General features: G+C 68.6%; 10 protein-coding genes. 2 read left to right on the forward strand and 8 right to left on the reverse strand.

Annotated features, from left to right (window positions below; translation table 11 throughout):
- Positions 1-3 precede the first annotated feature (3 nt).
- The 7 genes from AC07O3_RS28830 to nirB form a co-directional block, all read right to left on the reverse strand.
- Positions 4-1,272, reverse strand: a complete 1,269-nt coding sequence (locus tag AC07O3_RS28830; RefSeq protein WP_093057873.1) for an ABC transporter substrate-binding protein — start codon at positions 1,270-1,272, stop codon at positions 4-6.
- A 70-nt stretch (positions 1,273-1,342) separates the two neighbouring features.
- Positions 1,343-2,464, reverse strand: coding sequence for an ABC transporter ATP-binding protein (locus AC07O3_RS28835; RefSeq protein ID WP_093057872.1), 1,122 nt, complete (start codon positions 2,462-2,464; stop codon positions 1,343-1,345).
- An 86-nt stretch (positions 2,465-2,550) separates the two neighbouring features.
- On the reverse strand, positions 2,551-3,357 hold the full coding sequence (gene cobA / locus AC07O3_RS28840) for a uroporphyrinogen-III C-methyltransferase (RefSeq protein WP_495340931.1): 807 nt from the start codon (positions 3,355-3,357) through the stop codon (positions 2,551-2,553).
- The gene (gene ybiB / locus AC07O3_RS28845; protein WP_426392324.1) at positions 3,354-4,259 is read right to left on the reverse strand and encodes a DNA-binding protein YbiB; all 906 of its coding nucleotides are present in this window, start codon (positions 4,257-4,259) and stop codon (positions 3,354-3,356) included. The genes cobA and ybiB overlap by 4 nt, the downstream gene beginning before the upstream one ends.
- 62 nt (positions 4,260-4,321) lie before the next feature.
- Positions 4,322-7,120: a nitrate reductase gene (locus AC07O3_RS28850; protein ID WP_495340932.1), complete on the reverse strand. Its 2,799-nt coding sequence runs from the start codon at positions 7,118-7,120 to the stop codon at positions 4,322-4,324.
- A 3-nt stretch (positions 7,121-7,123) separates the two neighbouring features.
- Positions 7,124-7,522: a nitrite reductase small subunit NirD gene (gene nirD, locus AC07O3_RS28855; protein WP_093177659.1), complete on the reverse strand. Its 399-nt coding sequence runs from the start codon at positions 7,520-7,522 to the stop codon at positions 7,124-7,126.
- Between the two features lie 11 nt (positions 7,523-7,533).
- The gene (gene nirB / locus AC07O3_RS28860) at positions 7,534-10,014 is read right to left on the reverse strand and encodes a nitrite reductase large subunit NirB (RefSeq protein ID WP_495340933.1); all 2,481 of its coding nucleotides are present in this window, start codon (positions 10,012-10,014) and stop codon (positions 7,534-7,536) included.
- A 64-nt stretch (positions 10,015-10,078) separates the two neighbouring features.
- Between nirB and AC07O3_RS28865 the strand changes: the two genes are divergently transcribed.
- On the forward strand, positions 10,079-11,800 hold the full coding sequence (locus AC07O3_RS28865) for a bifunctional protein-serine/threonine kinase/phosphatase (protein WP_495340934.1): 1,722 nt from the start codon (positions 10,079-10,081) through the stop codon (positions 11,798-11,800).
- Positions 11,801-11,820: 20 nt separating this feature from the next.
- Here AC07O3_RS28865 and AC07O3_RS28870 read toward each other — a convergent pair whose 3' ends face one another.
- Positions 11,821-13,080 carry an MFS transporter gene (locus tag AC07O3_RS28870; RefSeq protein WP_495340935.1) on the reverse strand — a complete coding sequence of 420 codons (1,260 nt, stop codon included), beginning with the start codon at positions 13,078-13,080 and terminating at the stop codon, positions 11,821-11,823.
- A 266-nt stretch (positions 13,081-13,346) separates the two neighbouring features.
- Between AC07O3_RS28870 and AC07O3_RS28875 the strand changes: the two genes are divergently transcribed.
- Positions 13,347-14,624 (forward strand): ANTAR domain-containing response regulator, encoded by a 1,278-nt coding sequence (locus AC07O3_RS28875; RefSeq protein WP_495340936.1) that lies wholly within the window; start codon positions 13,347-13,349, stop codon positions 14,622-14,624.
- Positions 14,625-14,629: the final 5 nt, after the last annotated feature.

Raw genomic sequence — 14,629 nt, forward strand, 5'->3', positions numbered from 1 at the left:
AGGTCAGGCCGCGACGAACTCGTTCCACTTGCGCACCATGTACTCGTTCTCGTCCATCACGGCGTTCCAGCAGGCGATGCCGCCCATGCGCTGTTCGTAGCTGCCGCCGTCGCGCACCGAGCCCGCCTTGGCGATCACGTCGCCCTGCGGGCTCTTGATGTCCTGCGCGGCGGGCTTGCCTTCCATCCAGTAGGCCCACTCGTAGGCTTCCATCTTGGTCTTGGCGGTGTCGAGCACGGCGCTGTAGTAGCCCTGGCGGTTGAGGTACGCACCAGCCCAGCCGTCGAGGAACCAGTTGATGAACTCATAGGCGCCGTCGAGCTTCTTGCCCGAGAGCGTGGCCGGCAGCCCGAAGCCCGAGGCCCAGGCGCGATAGCCTTCCTTCAGCGGCTGGAAGGTGCAGTCGATGCCCTTGCTGCGCACGGCCGTGACGGCGGGCGACCACATCGACTGGATCACGACCTCGCCCGAGGCCATGAGGTTCACCGACTCGTTGAAGTCCTTCCACAGCGCGCGGAACTGGCCGGCCTTCTTGGCTTCGATCAGGGTCTTGATCGTCAGGTCGATCTCGGCCTTGGTCATGTTGCCCTTGTCGGCGTACTTGTGGATGCCCTTGGCCTCCACCACCATCGCGGCGTCCATGATGCCGATCGACGGAATGTTCAGGATCGCGGTCTTGCCCTTGAACTCGGGGTTCAGCAGCTCGGCCCACGAAGAGATCGGGCGCTTGATCAGGTCGGGCCGGATGCCCAGCGTGTCGGCGTTGTAGGTGGTCGGAATCAGCGACATGAACTGCGTGGCCGACTTCGCGAAGACCTTGCTCTTCTCGCCCTCGAGATAGATCACCTTGACCGGCGCCGTGCCCTGGCTGCCGACCTTCTTGCCGGCCACTTCGCCCTTGGTGAAGAGCGAGGTGATCTTGTCGGCGTTCTTCACGCGCTTGGTGTCGATGCCCTTCAGGTTGCCGGTCGGCACGATCTTCTTGAGCGAGAAGAACTCGGTGTCGATCAGGTCGAAGCTGTTGGGCGCGGTCACGGCTCGCTTGGTCACGTCGTCGGTGGTTACGGCCACGTACTGGATCTCGATGCCGGTGTCGGCCTTGAATTTTTCGGCAATCGCCTTGTCCTGGTTCACCGCGGTGCCGAGGTAGCGCAGCACGATCTTTTCCTGCGCATGCACGAAGGGCGCGATGCCCGTGGCCAGGATGCCGGCGGTGCCTTGCAGGAGGGTGCGGCGCTTGACGCCGTTGGACGAGTCGATGGAATCGGTCATGGCTGAGTCTCCAGAGAAAAAAGTGGAAAGAAACGAACGCAGGAAAAAGAGAAGCAGGTTGCGGATGCGCTCACAGGGTCATGGCGAGCGCGGCCGTGTCGTCGCGCTGGCGAGCCCCGGCGTTGGCGGGCGCCGAAGCCCGCTCGCCCGGTGGCTTGACGCCGGGGCCGAGCACGCGCGCGTCGGCTTCGGCCCATGAGAGGCGCACCGCCTCGCCGTGCGCATAGGGGCGCGCGAGGAAAGCGGCTTCGCCGAGCAGCACAGAGACGTTCTGGCGCCCGGCGGCGGCGCCTTCGAGCGCCAGGCCGAGCAGCACGTAGGTGCCCTGGTATTCGACGTCGGTAACGGTGGCGGCAAGGGCAGTGCCAGCCGCGTCGCCCTCCGAAGCCGCGGCGATCCGCATGCGGTCGTTGCGCACCGCGATCGGGCCGGCCGGCGTGTCGAACACGTTGTGGCCGCCCATGAAGCGCGCCACGAACTCGCTCGCCGGGTGGTTGTAGACCGCGTGCGGCGAGCCGACCTGCTCGATCACTCCGTGGTTCATCACCACCATGGTGTCGGCCAGCGCCATCGCCTCTTCCTGCGAGTGCGTCACGTGCACGAAGGTCAGGCCCAGTTCCTTCTGCCAGCGCCGCAGCTCGGCGCGCATCTGGATGCGCAGGAAGGGGTCGAGCGCCGACAGTGGCTCGTCGAGCAGCAGCACGCGCGGCTCGGTGATGAGTGCCCGCGCCAGCGCCACGCGCTGCTGCTGGCCGCCGGAAAGCTCGCCGGGCTTGCGGTTGGCCAGGTGGCCCATCGCGACGCGTTCGAGCAGGTCGTTGGCACGCTTGTGGCGCTCGGCCTTGCCGACGCCCTTCATCTTGAGGCTGAAGGCCACGTTGTCGGTGGCCGAGAGGTGCGGGAAGAGGGCGAAGCTCTGGAACATCATCGCCGTGCCGCGCGCGGCCGCGGGCAGGTCGGTGATGTTGCGGTTGTCCAGCAGGATGTCGCCGCTGGTGACGGACTCGTGGCCCGCGATCATGCGCAGCGTGGTGCTCTTGCCGCAACCCGAAGGGCCGAGCAGGCAGCAGTAGCTGCCGCTGGCGATGCGCAGGTCTATCTGGTCGACGGCGGCCGGTGTGCCGGGGGCATAGCGCTTGGTGAGCGCGACGATCTCGACTGCGGCGGGTTCGGGCGTGGCGACGGCATTCATTGCCGATGGCTCAGCACGATCCATGCCACGTTGTGGTGCGCGGCGCCCGTGCCGCTCGTGCTGTCCTCGCCCTGGTCAGGTGCCGATCAGGTACCGAACTTGTCCGCGTCCACCGGTACCTCGGCGGCTGCCAGTCCGCGCAGCACGTCGCCCACCACGATCACCGCCGGGCTGGCCAGGCCGGCCTCGGCGATGCCGTTCTGCAGGTTGCCCAGCGTGGTCGCGATGTGCCGCTGGTGCGGCAGGCTCGCATGCTGGATGACGGCCACCGGCGTGTCGCCCGGCAGGCCTTGCAGCAGTTCGCGTTCGATGTGCCCGGCGCCCGACACGCCCATGTAGATAACGAGCGTGAGCCGCGCGTTGTACGCCGTCGCGGCCAGCGCGCGCCAGTCGGTCGGGTCCTCGGCTGCACCGGCCCCTGTCTTGGCATGGCCGGTGACGAACACCACGCCCTGTGCATGGTCGCGGTGCGTGAGCGGCACGCCCAGCGCGGTCACGGCCGCCAGGCCGGCGGTGATGCCGTTGACCACGGTGCATTCGATACCGGCTTCGCGCAGGTGCTCCACTTCTTCGCCGCCGCGGCCGAAGATGAACGGGTCGCCGCCCTTGAGGCGGACCACGGTCTCGCCTTCGCGCACCGCGGTGATCATCAGCCGCTCGATGAATGCCTGCGGCGTGCTCTTGCAGCCGCCGCGCTTGCCCACGTGCACGATGCGCGCTCCGGGGCGGGCGTAGGCCAGGATCTCGTCGTTCACGAGGTCGTCGACCAGCAGCACCGTCGCGGCCTGGATTGCCTTCACGGCCTTGACGGTCAGCAGCTCCGGGTCGCCGGGGCCGGCGCCCACCAGCGTGCAGCGGCCGGTGATGAGGGAGGAGGGGGTGTCGTTGTTCATGCGTGGGATGCCAGTTGCGTGATGTGCCTGACTTGCGCCGCAATGGCTTCGGGCACGGGAAGCTCGCCGGCCAGCACGCGGCGCGTGTAGTCGGCGGTGGTGGCGACGTCGATTTCCTTCGGCAGGCCCGGCACTTCGGCAGTGGTGCCGGCCTGCTGCGCCTGCAGTTCGGTGCGCACGCCGCGCACGAAGCCGTCGATCTGCGCGGTGCGGCGCGGGTCGGACACTACTTCGCCTTCGAGGCCGCGCGAGAGCAGGGCGGTCATGCCCGTGAGCTCGAAGGTCTCGCCCATGGTGCGGGCGTATTCGGGGTGCGTGTAGCTGGCCACCACCACGCAGGGGCCGGCGGTGGGCTGCATCAGCTTCACCACGCTGTGGCCCGGGTTGCGCAGGCCGACCACGCGGCGCACATCGAGCAGGCGCTTGAGCGCGGGGTTCAGCAGTTCGGTGGGCGCAAAGGCCGCTTCGCCGTTGGCGATGGGGCGGATGGCGGTCATGGGCGGAACATCGAGCGCCGAGAGCACGTTCGACGCCAGCACGCGCGAAGTTTCGCTCGCACTGCCGTGCACCAGCACCGGCAGGCCTTCGCGCGCCAGCAGCAGCGCCAGCAGCGGCGTGAGCACCGGCAGCTTGCGCGCGCCGTTGTAGCTGGGCAGCACGACCAGCGCCCGGTCGCCCGCCGGAATGCGGTTCAGCCGCGCATGGGTGGCATCGAGAAAGCCGGCCATTTCCTCGGGCGTTTCGCCCTTGATGCGCATGGCCAGGCAGAAGCCGCCGATTTCGAGGTCGGTGACGGTGCCGTCCAGCACCTGGCCGAACAGGTCGGTGGCCTGTTCACGCGTGAGCGGCTTGGCGCCTCGCGCGCCGCGGCCGATTTCCTTGATGTATTGGCTGATTCCCATGGGTAGGCGGATTGTCCTGCAACGCTTATGCCGGAATGTCATTCGGCTTATGCACAGGGCTGTCATGGGGCTTCCACCATCGCTTCGGCCGGCGTCGCCCGCACCATGCGCTTGAGTTCCGGAATGCACGAGCCGCAGTTGGTGCCGCACTTCAGCGCGCCCTGCAGCTTGGCCAGCCGCTCGTCGGCGGTGCCGGTGCAGCGGCCCAGTTCGGTCTGGATCGCCACGTCCGCCACGTTGAAGCAGGTGCACACCGTCTTGCCGCGCGACTGCACCGCCACCGGCGCTTTCGAGCCCGGCGACAGCAGCAGGCGGCCGTAGCTTTGCGCCGGCAGTTCCTCGCGCAGCAGCGTGGAGATCCAGGTTTCGGCGCTGGTGTCGCCGCCCAGCAGGAAGGCTTCGAGGCCCGCGCTGCCGTCGGCACGGCGCACCAGCCGGGCCGAGCGGCGCTGGCCCCGGCGGCGGTCGGCGTAGCGCAGGGTGTCGGCGGTCTGCAGGCCGAGCAGGGCTTCGATCTTCTCGACCAGCGCGTCGTCGGGTGCGTCGTGCGCAGCGGCGCGAAAGAGGAGGCCGCTGCGTTCGGCGCCCTGCGTGTTGCCGGCAAACGGCACGCAGGTCGCAAAAGGAAACAGCGCCATCATCGGCTGCAGCGCGCGGTGCGCGGCCAGCGCGTCGCCATCGGGCAGCCAGGCCATGGCCAGCAGCGACCACGGCAGCTCGGCCTTGAGGATCTTCACCGGCGTGTGCTTCAGCTCGGGCTGCTTCGAGGTCGGGCAGTAGGCCGGCGTGGTCAGCGCGTTGATGCCCGCGAGCCGTGTGCCGTTCGACGAGCAGCCGCTCAGGTACTCCTCGCCCCAGTGCATGGCCACAAAGGCTTGGCTCATCCCCACCTCGGCGCTGGCACGCGCGGGCAGCATGATCGAGCCGCGCTTCGACGTCAGATGCACCAGGTCGCCTTCGCGGATCTGGCGGCGCGCCATGTCCTGCGCGTTCATCTGCACCACCGGCTCCGACACATGGCCGAACAGGCGGCCGACGGTGCCGGTGCGACTCATGCCGTGCCACTGGTCGCGCAGGCGGCCGGTGTTCAGCGAGAAAGGGTAGCGGGCCTCGCGGGCTTCGGCCACCGGCTTGTAGACCGTGTCGACGAAGCGGGCGCGGCCATCGGGCGTGGGGAACACGCCGTCTTCATAGAGGCGCACGCGGCCGGTGCTTTCGCCTTCCTTCAGCGGCCACTGCTGCGGGCCGGCGATTTCCAGCATCGCGTAGCTCAGGCCGGTGATGTCGAGGTCGCGCCCGCGCGTGGACTCGCGATGCTCGTTCCAGACCGATTCGGCGGTCTCGTACGGAAACAGCGTGAACGCGCGACCCAACTGCCTTTCGAGCCGGTGCGCGAAGGCCACGGCTATCGACCAGTCGTTGCGCGCCTCGCCGGGCGCCGGCACGGCCGGGCGCACGCGCGAGATGCGGCGCTCGCTGTTGGTCACGGTGCCTTCCTTCTCGCCCCAGGTGGTGGCGGGCAGCAGCAGGTCGGCAAAGGCGCAGGTGGCGGTGGTGGCAAAGGCTTCCTGCACCACGACGAACTCGGCGCGTTCCAGCGCGCGGCGCACCGTGGCCTGGTCGGGCATCGACTGCGCCGGGTTGGTGCAGGCGATCCACAGCGCACGGATCTCGCCGTCGGCCGCGGCCTGGAACATCTCGACCGCCGTCTTGCCCGGCTTCTCGGGCACCGAGGGCACGCCCCACAGCGCGGCCACTTCGGCGCGGTGATCGGGGTTCGCCAGGTCGCGGTGCGCGCTCAGCAGGTTGGCGAGGCCGCCGACTTCGCGCCCGCCCATTGCATTGGGCTGGCCGGTCAGCGAGAACGGACCCGCGCCGGCGCGGCCGATCTGCGCGGTCGCCAGGTGCAGGTTGATGAGCGCAGCGTTCTTCGCCGTGCCGCTCGACGACTGGTTCAGGCCCTGGCAGTACAGGCTCAGCGTGGCCGGCGACGTGGCAAACAGCCGCGCTGCCTCGAGCAGGTCTTCCTTCGGGATGCCGCACACCTGCGCGACCTTGTCCGGCGTGCATTCGCGCACCGTGGCCTTCAATGCGTCGAAGCCGTTGGTGTGCGCCGCGATGTACTTCGCGTCGATCCAGCCTTCCCACAGCATCAGGTGCAGCATGCCGTTGAACAGCATCACGTCGGTGCCGGGCTGGATGGGCAGGAACAGGTCGGCGATCTCGACCGTGTCGGTGCGGCGCGGGTCGGCCACGATGATCTTCAGCGCCGGGTTCGCGGCCTTCGCGTCCTCGATGCGGCGAAAAAGAATGGGGTGCGCCCACGCCGTGTTGCTGCCCACGATGAACAGGCAGTCGGCATGCTTCAGGTCGTCGTAGCAGGCCGGTGGCGCGTCGGCGCCCAGCGTCTGCTTGTAGCCGGCCACGGCGCTGCTCATGCACAGGCGCGAGTTGGTGTCGACGTTGTTGGTGCCGATCAGGCCCTTGGCGAGCTTGTTGAAGACGTAGTAGTCCTCGGTGAGCAGCTGGCCGGACACATAGAAGCCGACCGAGTCCGGGCCGTGGTCGCGGATCACCTGCGCGAACTTGCCGGCGGCGTTGTCGAGCGCGGTGTCCCACGTCACCGCGGTGGGCGCTTCTGCGCGCGCGAGGCGTTGCATGGGCTGCAGCAGCCGCGTCTGCCGCGTGACCGTGGCGCTGGCCGTGAGGTGCAGCGTCGAGCCCTTGGTGCACAGCCGGCCGAAGTTCGCCGGGTGGTCAGGGTCGCCGCGCACGCCGGTGATTTCGCTGCCCTGCGATTCGATGATGACGCCGCAACCGACGCCGCAGTAGGGGCAGGTGGAGCGGGTCTCAAGCGTCATGGGTTATTCCAGCGGCAGAACCGTCAGCACCGCGAACGGCTTCGGGCCGGCGACCGGGCGCTCCAGTTCGATGGCGTGCGTGGCCAGTTCGCCCGCGTCCAGGTGCACCACGCCGTCTTCCACCTTCACGGCGAACTTCGGCGTACAGCCTTCGTCGGGCGACCTGGCGCAGCCGTCGTCCAGTCCGATGGCCCAGTTGTGCAGCGGGCAGGCCACGCTGGTGCCGAACACGATGCCCTGGCTCAGCGGGCCACCCTTGTGCGGGCAGCGGTCGAGCAGCGCGAACACCTCGTTCTCGGCGTTGCGGAACACGGCAACGTCCACGCCGGCAGGCCGCGCCACGCGGCGGGCGCCGAGCACGGGGATGTCGTCGATGCGGCAGATGACTTTCCAATCGCTCATGGTGTCTCCTTTCAGGCGGTCTGGTGGGTGTCGATCGGCGCCGTCAGCGGCGTGAACTGCCGCACATCGACCGAAGCCTGCGCCGATTCGAACCACGGATCGGGCTCGCCGTCGAGCGCGAACTGCAGGCGCTCCCACAGCGCCTTGCGGCCTTCGGCGTCGTCGAGGATCTTCTTCTTCACGTAGTCCAGGCCCACGCGGCCGATGTAGTGCACCGTGCGCTCCAGGTACCAGCCCTCTTCGCGGTAGAGCTGCAGGAAGGCGCCCGAGTACTCCATCACTTCTTCGGCCGTCTTCACCTTCACGAGAAACTGCGCGACCTCGGTCTTGATGCCGCCGTTGCCGCCCACGTAGAGTTCCCAGCCCGAGTCGACGCCGATCACGCCCACGTCCTTGATGCCGGCTTCCGCACAGTTGCGCGGGCAGCCCGACACAGCCAGCTTGACCTTGTGCGGCGAGTACATCGCCCACAGCGCGCGCTCCAGGTCCTTGCCCATCTGCGTGGAGTCCTGCGTGCCGAAGCGGCACCACTCGCTGCCCACGCAGGTCTTCACCGTGCGCAGCGACTTGGCATAGGCAAAGCCGCTGGGCATGCCGATGTCCTTCCAGACGTTTTCCAGGTCCTCCTTCTTCACGCCCAGCAGGTCGATGCGCTGGCCGCCCGTGACCTTGACAGTCGGAATCTTGTACTTGTCGGCCGCGTCGGCAATGCGGCGCAGCTCGTCGGGCGTGGTGTGGCCGCCCCACATGCGCGGAATGACGGAGTAGGTGCCGTCCTTCTGGATGTTGGCGTGGCTGCGCTCGTTGATGAAGCGGCTCTGCGGATCGTCCTTGGCCTCCTTCGGCCAGGTGCTGATCAGGTAGTAGTTGATGGCCGGGCGGCAGGTGGCGCAGCCGTTGGGCGTGCGCCAGCCGAGGTTGCGATACACCTCGTCGTGCGTCAGGTAGTGCTCCTTGCGGATCGCGTCGCGCACGTCCTGGTGGCTCGCGTCGGTGCAGCCGCACACGGCCTTCTTCTTGGGCGTGGCCGAGTAGTCGCCGCCGGCGGTGAACATCAAAATCTGCTCGACCAGCCCGGTGCACGAGCCGCAGCTGGCACTGGCCTTGGTGTGCTTCTTCACCTCGTCGAGCGTGAACAGGCCCTTTTCCTTGATGGCCTTGCAGATGGTGCCCTTGCTCACGCCGTTGCAGCCGCAGACCTCGGCGTCGTCGGGCATGGTCGCGGCCTTGTTGTGGCCCTCGTGGCCGGTGTCGCCGATGTTCGATTCGCCGAACATGAGCTTGTCGCGGATGTCGTGCACGCTGCGGCCGTCGCGCAGCAGCTTGAAGTACCAGCTGCCGTCCACCGTGTCGCCGTAGAGGCAGGCGCCCACCAGCTTGTCGTCCTTGATCACCAGCTTCTTGTAGACGCCACCGAAGGGGTCGCTCATGACGATCTCTTCAGTGCCTTCGCCGCCCATGAACTCGCCGGCCGAGAACAGGTCGATACCCGTCACCTTCAGCTTGGTGGAGGTGAGCGAGCCCAGGTAGCGGCCGATGCCGAACTGCGCCAGATGGTTGGCCGCCACCTTGGCCTGCTCGAACAGCGGCGCGACCAGGCCGTAGGCAATGCCGCGGTGAGCCGCGCATTCGCCGACCGAGTAGATGCGCGCGTCAGTCACCGTCTGCATGGTGTCGGTGACGACGATGCCGCGGTTGCAGTGCAGGCGCATCTTCTCAGCCAGCTCCACGTTGGGGCGGATGCCCACGGCCATCACCACCAGGTCGGCAGCCACCTCGGTGCCGTCCTTGAAGCGGATGGTCTTGACGCGGCCGCCCTTGCCGTCGTCGCTGTCGCCGACGAGGTCTTGCGTCTGTGCACCGATCCGGAACTTCAGGCCCCGGTCTTCCAGCGACTTCTGCAGCAGCTTGCCCGCCACGTCGTCGAGCTGGCGCTCCATCAGCCAGGGCATCACGTGCACCACCGTCACGTTCATGCCGCGCAGCATCAGGCCGTTGGCGGCTTCGAGGCCCAGCAGGCCACCGCCGATGACCACCGCGTTCTTGTGCGTGCGCGCGGTCTCGATCATGTAGTCGGTGTCGGCGATGTCGCGGTAGGCGATCACGCCCTTCAGGTCCTTGCCGGGCACCGGCAGCATGAAGGGGTTGGAGCCGGTGCACATCAGCAGGCGGTCGTAGGCAGCCTCGGTGACATCGCCTTGCGAATCCACGGCGCGCACGACGCGCTTGACGCGGTCGACTTCCACCACCTTCTTGCCGGCGTTCAGCGTGATGTTGTTGTCCGTGTACCACTCCCAGCTGTTGAGCACGATCTCGTCGACCGTCTGCTCGCCCGCCAGCACCGGCGACAGCAGGATGCGGTTGTAGTTGGGATGCGGCTCCGCGCCGAAGACGGTGATGTCGTACAGCTCGGGCGCGATCTTCAGCAACTCTTCGAGCGTGCGCACGCCGGCCATGCCGTTGCCGACCATCACGAGTTTCATTTTCTTCATGGGGCTGGGCCTTTCAGGGAAATCAAGCAAAGGAGCGCCCGCGGCGCGCGTTCAGAATCGCGCCATGAGCTTTGAAGTGGACATCGGCTACAGCAGCCAGCGCGGACCGCGCGAGCTGAACGAAGACTTCGCCGGTGCAGTGCATGCGCCGCCGGGCGACGAGGCCCGCGGCCTCATTGCGGCCATTGCCGATGGGGTGTCCAGCGGCGGGCACGGCCGCGAAGCGGCGCAGACCACGGTGATGGGCCTGCTGGCCGACTACTTCGCCACGCCCGCCACCTGGGAGCCGACCGCCGCGCTCGACCGCCTGATCGGCGCGCAGAACGGCTGGCTGGCCGACCACAACCGCCGGCGCCAGAGCAAGCAGGACGGCGGCACGGCGCTCACCACGCTCACCGCACTGGTGCTGCACGGCCAGAGCTACACGCTGGCGCACGTGGGCGACACGCGCGCCTGGCGCGTGCGCGCCGGCGGCGGGCCGGCCGTGCCGCTCACGCAGGACCATGCCTTCGACCACCCCGACATGCGCAGCCGGCTCACGCGCGCCATCGGCCTCGACGACCAGGTGCGCGTCGACTACGCCCAGGGCGACGTGCGCGTGGGCGACTGCTTCGTGCTGAGCTCCGACGGCGTGCACGGTGTGCTCAAGCCGCAGCAGGTGGCCGCGCTGGCCCTGCAGGGCGATGCCGAAGCGGCCAGCGAGGCGCTGGTGCACGCGGCGCTCGACGCCGGCTCGCGCGACAACGCGACCGCGCTGGTCATCCGCGTGGTGGGGCTCGATGCGCGCCAGCTCGACGACGAACTCGGCGACGGTCGCCGGCTCGCACCGCCGCCCGCGCTGAAGGTGGGCGACGTGCTCGATGGCTACGCCATCACCGCGCTGGTGGCCGACACCGGCGTGCACCTGCTGTACCAGGCGCGGCATCCGCAGACGCGCGAGCTGGTCGCGCTGAAGACGCTGCATCCCTCGCGTGCCGGCGATCCGCAGGAACGCGCGATGCTGGCGCACGAGGCATGGCTGGGGCTGCGCGTCGGAGGTATTGGCGGCAGCGGTTTCGTTCGTGTGCACGAGCGCGCCGAGAACGCGAGCGCGCTGTACATCGTGTTCGACTGGCATGGCGGGCGCACGCTGGAGCAGCTGCGCAAGGCGAACGCGCGCGGCGCGGTGGCCGAGGTGGTGGCCGCCGGCATCGAGCTGAGCCGTGCGCTCGGCCGGCTGCACCGGCAGGGCGTGATCCATCGCGATATCAAGCCGGGCAACCTGCACCTGGGCGACGACGGGCGCTGGCGCATCCTCGACCTCGGCGTGGCCCTGTCCGGAAGAGAAGGCACGGCCCAGCGCGAGCTGCATGCCGGCACGCCCAGCTACATCAACCCCGAGCAGTGGGAGGAGGGCGGCACCGCCGACGCGGCCAGCGACCTGTTCGCGCTCGGCGTCACGCTGTACCAGTGGCTCACCGGCCATCTGCCCTACGGCGAGATCGAGCCCTACCAGGTGGCGCGCTACCGGCGCGATCCGGTCGCGCTCTCGCGCATCCGCCCCGACGTGCCGATCTGGCTCGACCATCTGGTGCGCAAGGCTGTCGCCCGCGATCCGCGCGAGCGCTTCGAAACCGCCGAGGAGCTGCTGCTCGCGCTGGAGCGCGGCGCCTCCCGCCCTGTGAACGCGCCCGCCGCCACGCCGTTGATCCGCCGCGACCCGCTCGCGCTCTACCAGCTCGCGCTCGGCGTGTCGGTGCTGTTCAACGTGCTGCTCATCGTGTGGCTGCTGTTCTTGCCACGTTGAGCGGAAGACGGCGGGGCGTGTCATGAGCGTGCCGTCTTGCGAATGTGGGGGGCAGCTGCGTGCGGCGTCGTGACGCGTGCACGGCCCCCCTTTTCGGCCCAGGTGCGCGTCCAGCGGATCTGCATCACGCGCATCACGCCCAGCATCACCAGCGACAGCGCCGCGAAGAACACGAAGCCCCAGATGTAGCTGCCCAGGTATTGCTTCGACAGGCCCATGGCGTTGGGCACGAGGCCGCCGCCCAGTGCACCGATCTCGCCGATCATCGAGCCGGCCACCGCCGTGCTCGTAGGCCAGCGCAGCGGCACCAGTTGGAACAGCGCGCCGTTGCCCGCGCCCAGTGCGGCGAAGCAGACGATCAGCACCAGCGTGGTGACGGCCAGCGAGCCTGAAGAGAAGCCCACCAGCACAAGGCTTACGGCCACCACCAGCAGCACCACCGTCAGCGTGTTCACGCCGCCCCAGCGATCGGAGATCCAGCCGCCCACGACGCGCACGGCCGCGCCCATGAAGGCCGCGAGCATGGTCAGCTGGCCGGCCTGCACCTTGCTCACGCCGAACTGGTCGTAGTAGTACGAGGGCAGGAAGGTGGTGAGGCCGATGAAGCCGCCGAAGGTCACGCCGTAGATCAGGCTGAACACCCAGCCGTCTTTCTCGAACAGGCAGGCAATGTGCTCGCGGAAGCTCGAATGAGCGTTCACGTCCGGCGGCTCCTTGGCGAACACCACCATCACGACCATCGGAATGAGGATGGCGACGGCGGCCACGCCGTACACCGCCTGCCAGCCCAGCCAGTTCGCCAGCGGCGGCGCCACCAGCACCGACACCGCCGTGCCCACGTTGCCCGCGCCCACAAGGCCCATGGCCAGGCCCTTGTGCTGCGGCGGGAACCAGCCCGAGCCAAGCGACAGCGCCACGCCGAAGCTCGCACCCGCAATGCCCAGCAGCACACCCATGGCGAGCAGGTCGTTGAAGCTCTCGACGAAGAAGAAGCCGAACAGCATCGCCACCGCGATCAGCGCCATTTCGACCAGCGTGGCCTTCTTGCGGCCGATGTACTGCGAGAGGATGCCCAGCGGAAAGCGCATCAGCGCGCCCGCGATGATCGGCACCGACAGCATCAGGCCCTTCTGGGCGGGCGAGAGGTTGAAGGTTTCGCCGATGAACGGCGCCATGGCGCCGTTGAGCACCCAGATGCAGCAGGAAAACGAGAAGTACAGGAAGGCCGCGAACAGTGTCGGGCTGTGGCCTGATTGCAAGAAATTCCTGAAGCTGGACATGGCGTTCAAAGATGCGAAAAGCCGCGGCGCGACCCTGGAGAGGTCGTGTCGACGGACGGGGTTGGGGTCGGAGTGCCGGCAGCGGACGCTGTCGGCGTGGGGGTGTGCACGGCGTGTGAATTGCCGGGCCGGCTGCAGGAGCCTGCAGCCTCATCACCAAAGCGGTGCTTCGTTACACCGCGCTCCGTTTCATGCAAGAGGCGTGCCTGCGAGTTCGCGCGGGCGTGGCCTATGCTCGCGGTGCGTTCCCACACCGCTTCCCCAAGATGTCCCTTCTCGTAGTCCTGCCCGATGAACCCGCCGGCCTCGTGTTGCCCGAGGCGCTTGCGCGGGCGCTGTCCGGCGCCGGTCTCGACGTGCTCGGCTGCGCGGATTGCGGCAGCTTCGCGCGGCAGGTCGAGGCGCTGGCCCCCCGGCAGGCCTTGATCTGCCTGCCTTTGCCCACGCCCGCGCTGCTCGACGAATTGCGCATGTGGGCCGGCCTGCCGCCGTGTGCGCTGAGCCTGGTCAGTGCGCCGTTGAACGGTGCTCAGCATGAAGAACTGGTCGCACTCGGCGTGCACGCGTGGATGCAGGCCGATGCCGTCGATGCCGAATCGCTCGCCGCATTGACCGCCCGCGCCCAATCGCGCTGGCAGCGCGAGGCCACTTTGCGCACCGAACTGGAGAGCCTGCGCACCCGCATGGACGAGCGCAAGTGGGTCGACCGCGCCAAGGGCCTGCTGATGTCCGCGCGCGGCATCGGCGAGGACGAAGCCTTCGGCCTGCTGCGCGGCGCTGCGATGCATGCCAACCTGCGTCTGGGCGAGGTGTCGCGCTCGGTCATCGAGGCGGCGCAGTGGGCCGACGCGATCAACCGCGCCGGGCAACTGCGCATGCTTTCGCAGCGGCTGGTGCGCGTGGCGGCGCAGCTGCTGGGCAACATCGACGCCCAGCGGGCGCGGGTGCTGCGCACGCAGTCGGCCGAGCGGGTGCAGCAGAACCTCGATCATCTGGCGACCCTCGGGCTCGGTGCGGCTGGTGCGCAGGCGCTGGGGGATGCGCAAGCCGCGTGGAGCGGACTGGCCACTGCCCTGACCGCGCGGCCGACGGCCGCGGGGCTGGCCGATATCGACCAGCGCGCGGAAGTGCTGCTCTGCGCCGCCGAGGCCTTGACCGAGGCGCTCGAAACCTCGGGCGCGCGGCGCGCGCTGCGCATCGTCAACATCTGCGGGCGGCAGCGCATGCGTGCGCAGCGGCTGGCCAAGGACGCGCTGCTGGCCGCCGCGCTGAAAGAGAAGGCCGCGAACGCGCGGCTGGTGCCGACCATGGCCGAGTTCGAGGCCGCATTGCTCGAGCTGGAGCACGCGCCGCTCAGCACCACCGAGATCCGCGCCGCGCTGGCCAGCGCCCGCGACGAATGGCTGCGGCTGGTCGGTGGCGTGCGCACGCTCGACAGCGCCGACGGCCGTGCCACGCTGGTGCGTTCCAGCGACGCGCTGGTCGACACCTTCGAGCGCCTCACGGCGTCGTACGAGCACAGCCTGCAAGTGATCATGTCCTGACGCCG

The organism is Variovorax sp. GW821-FHT09D05, assembly GCF_059416325.1.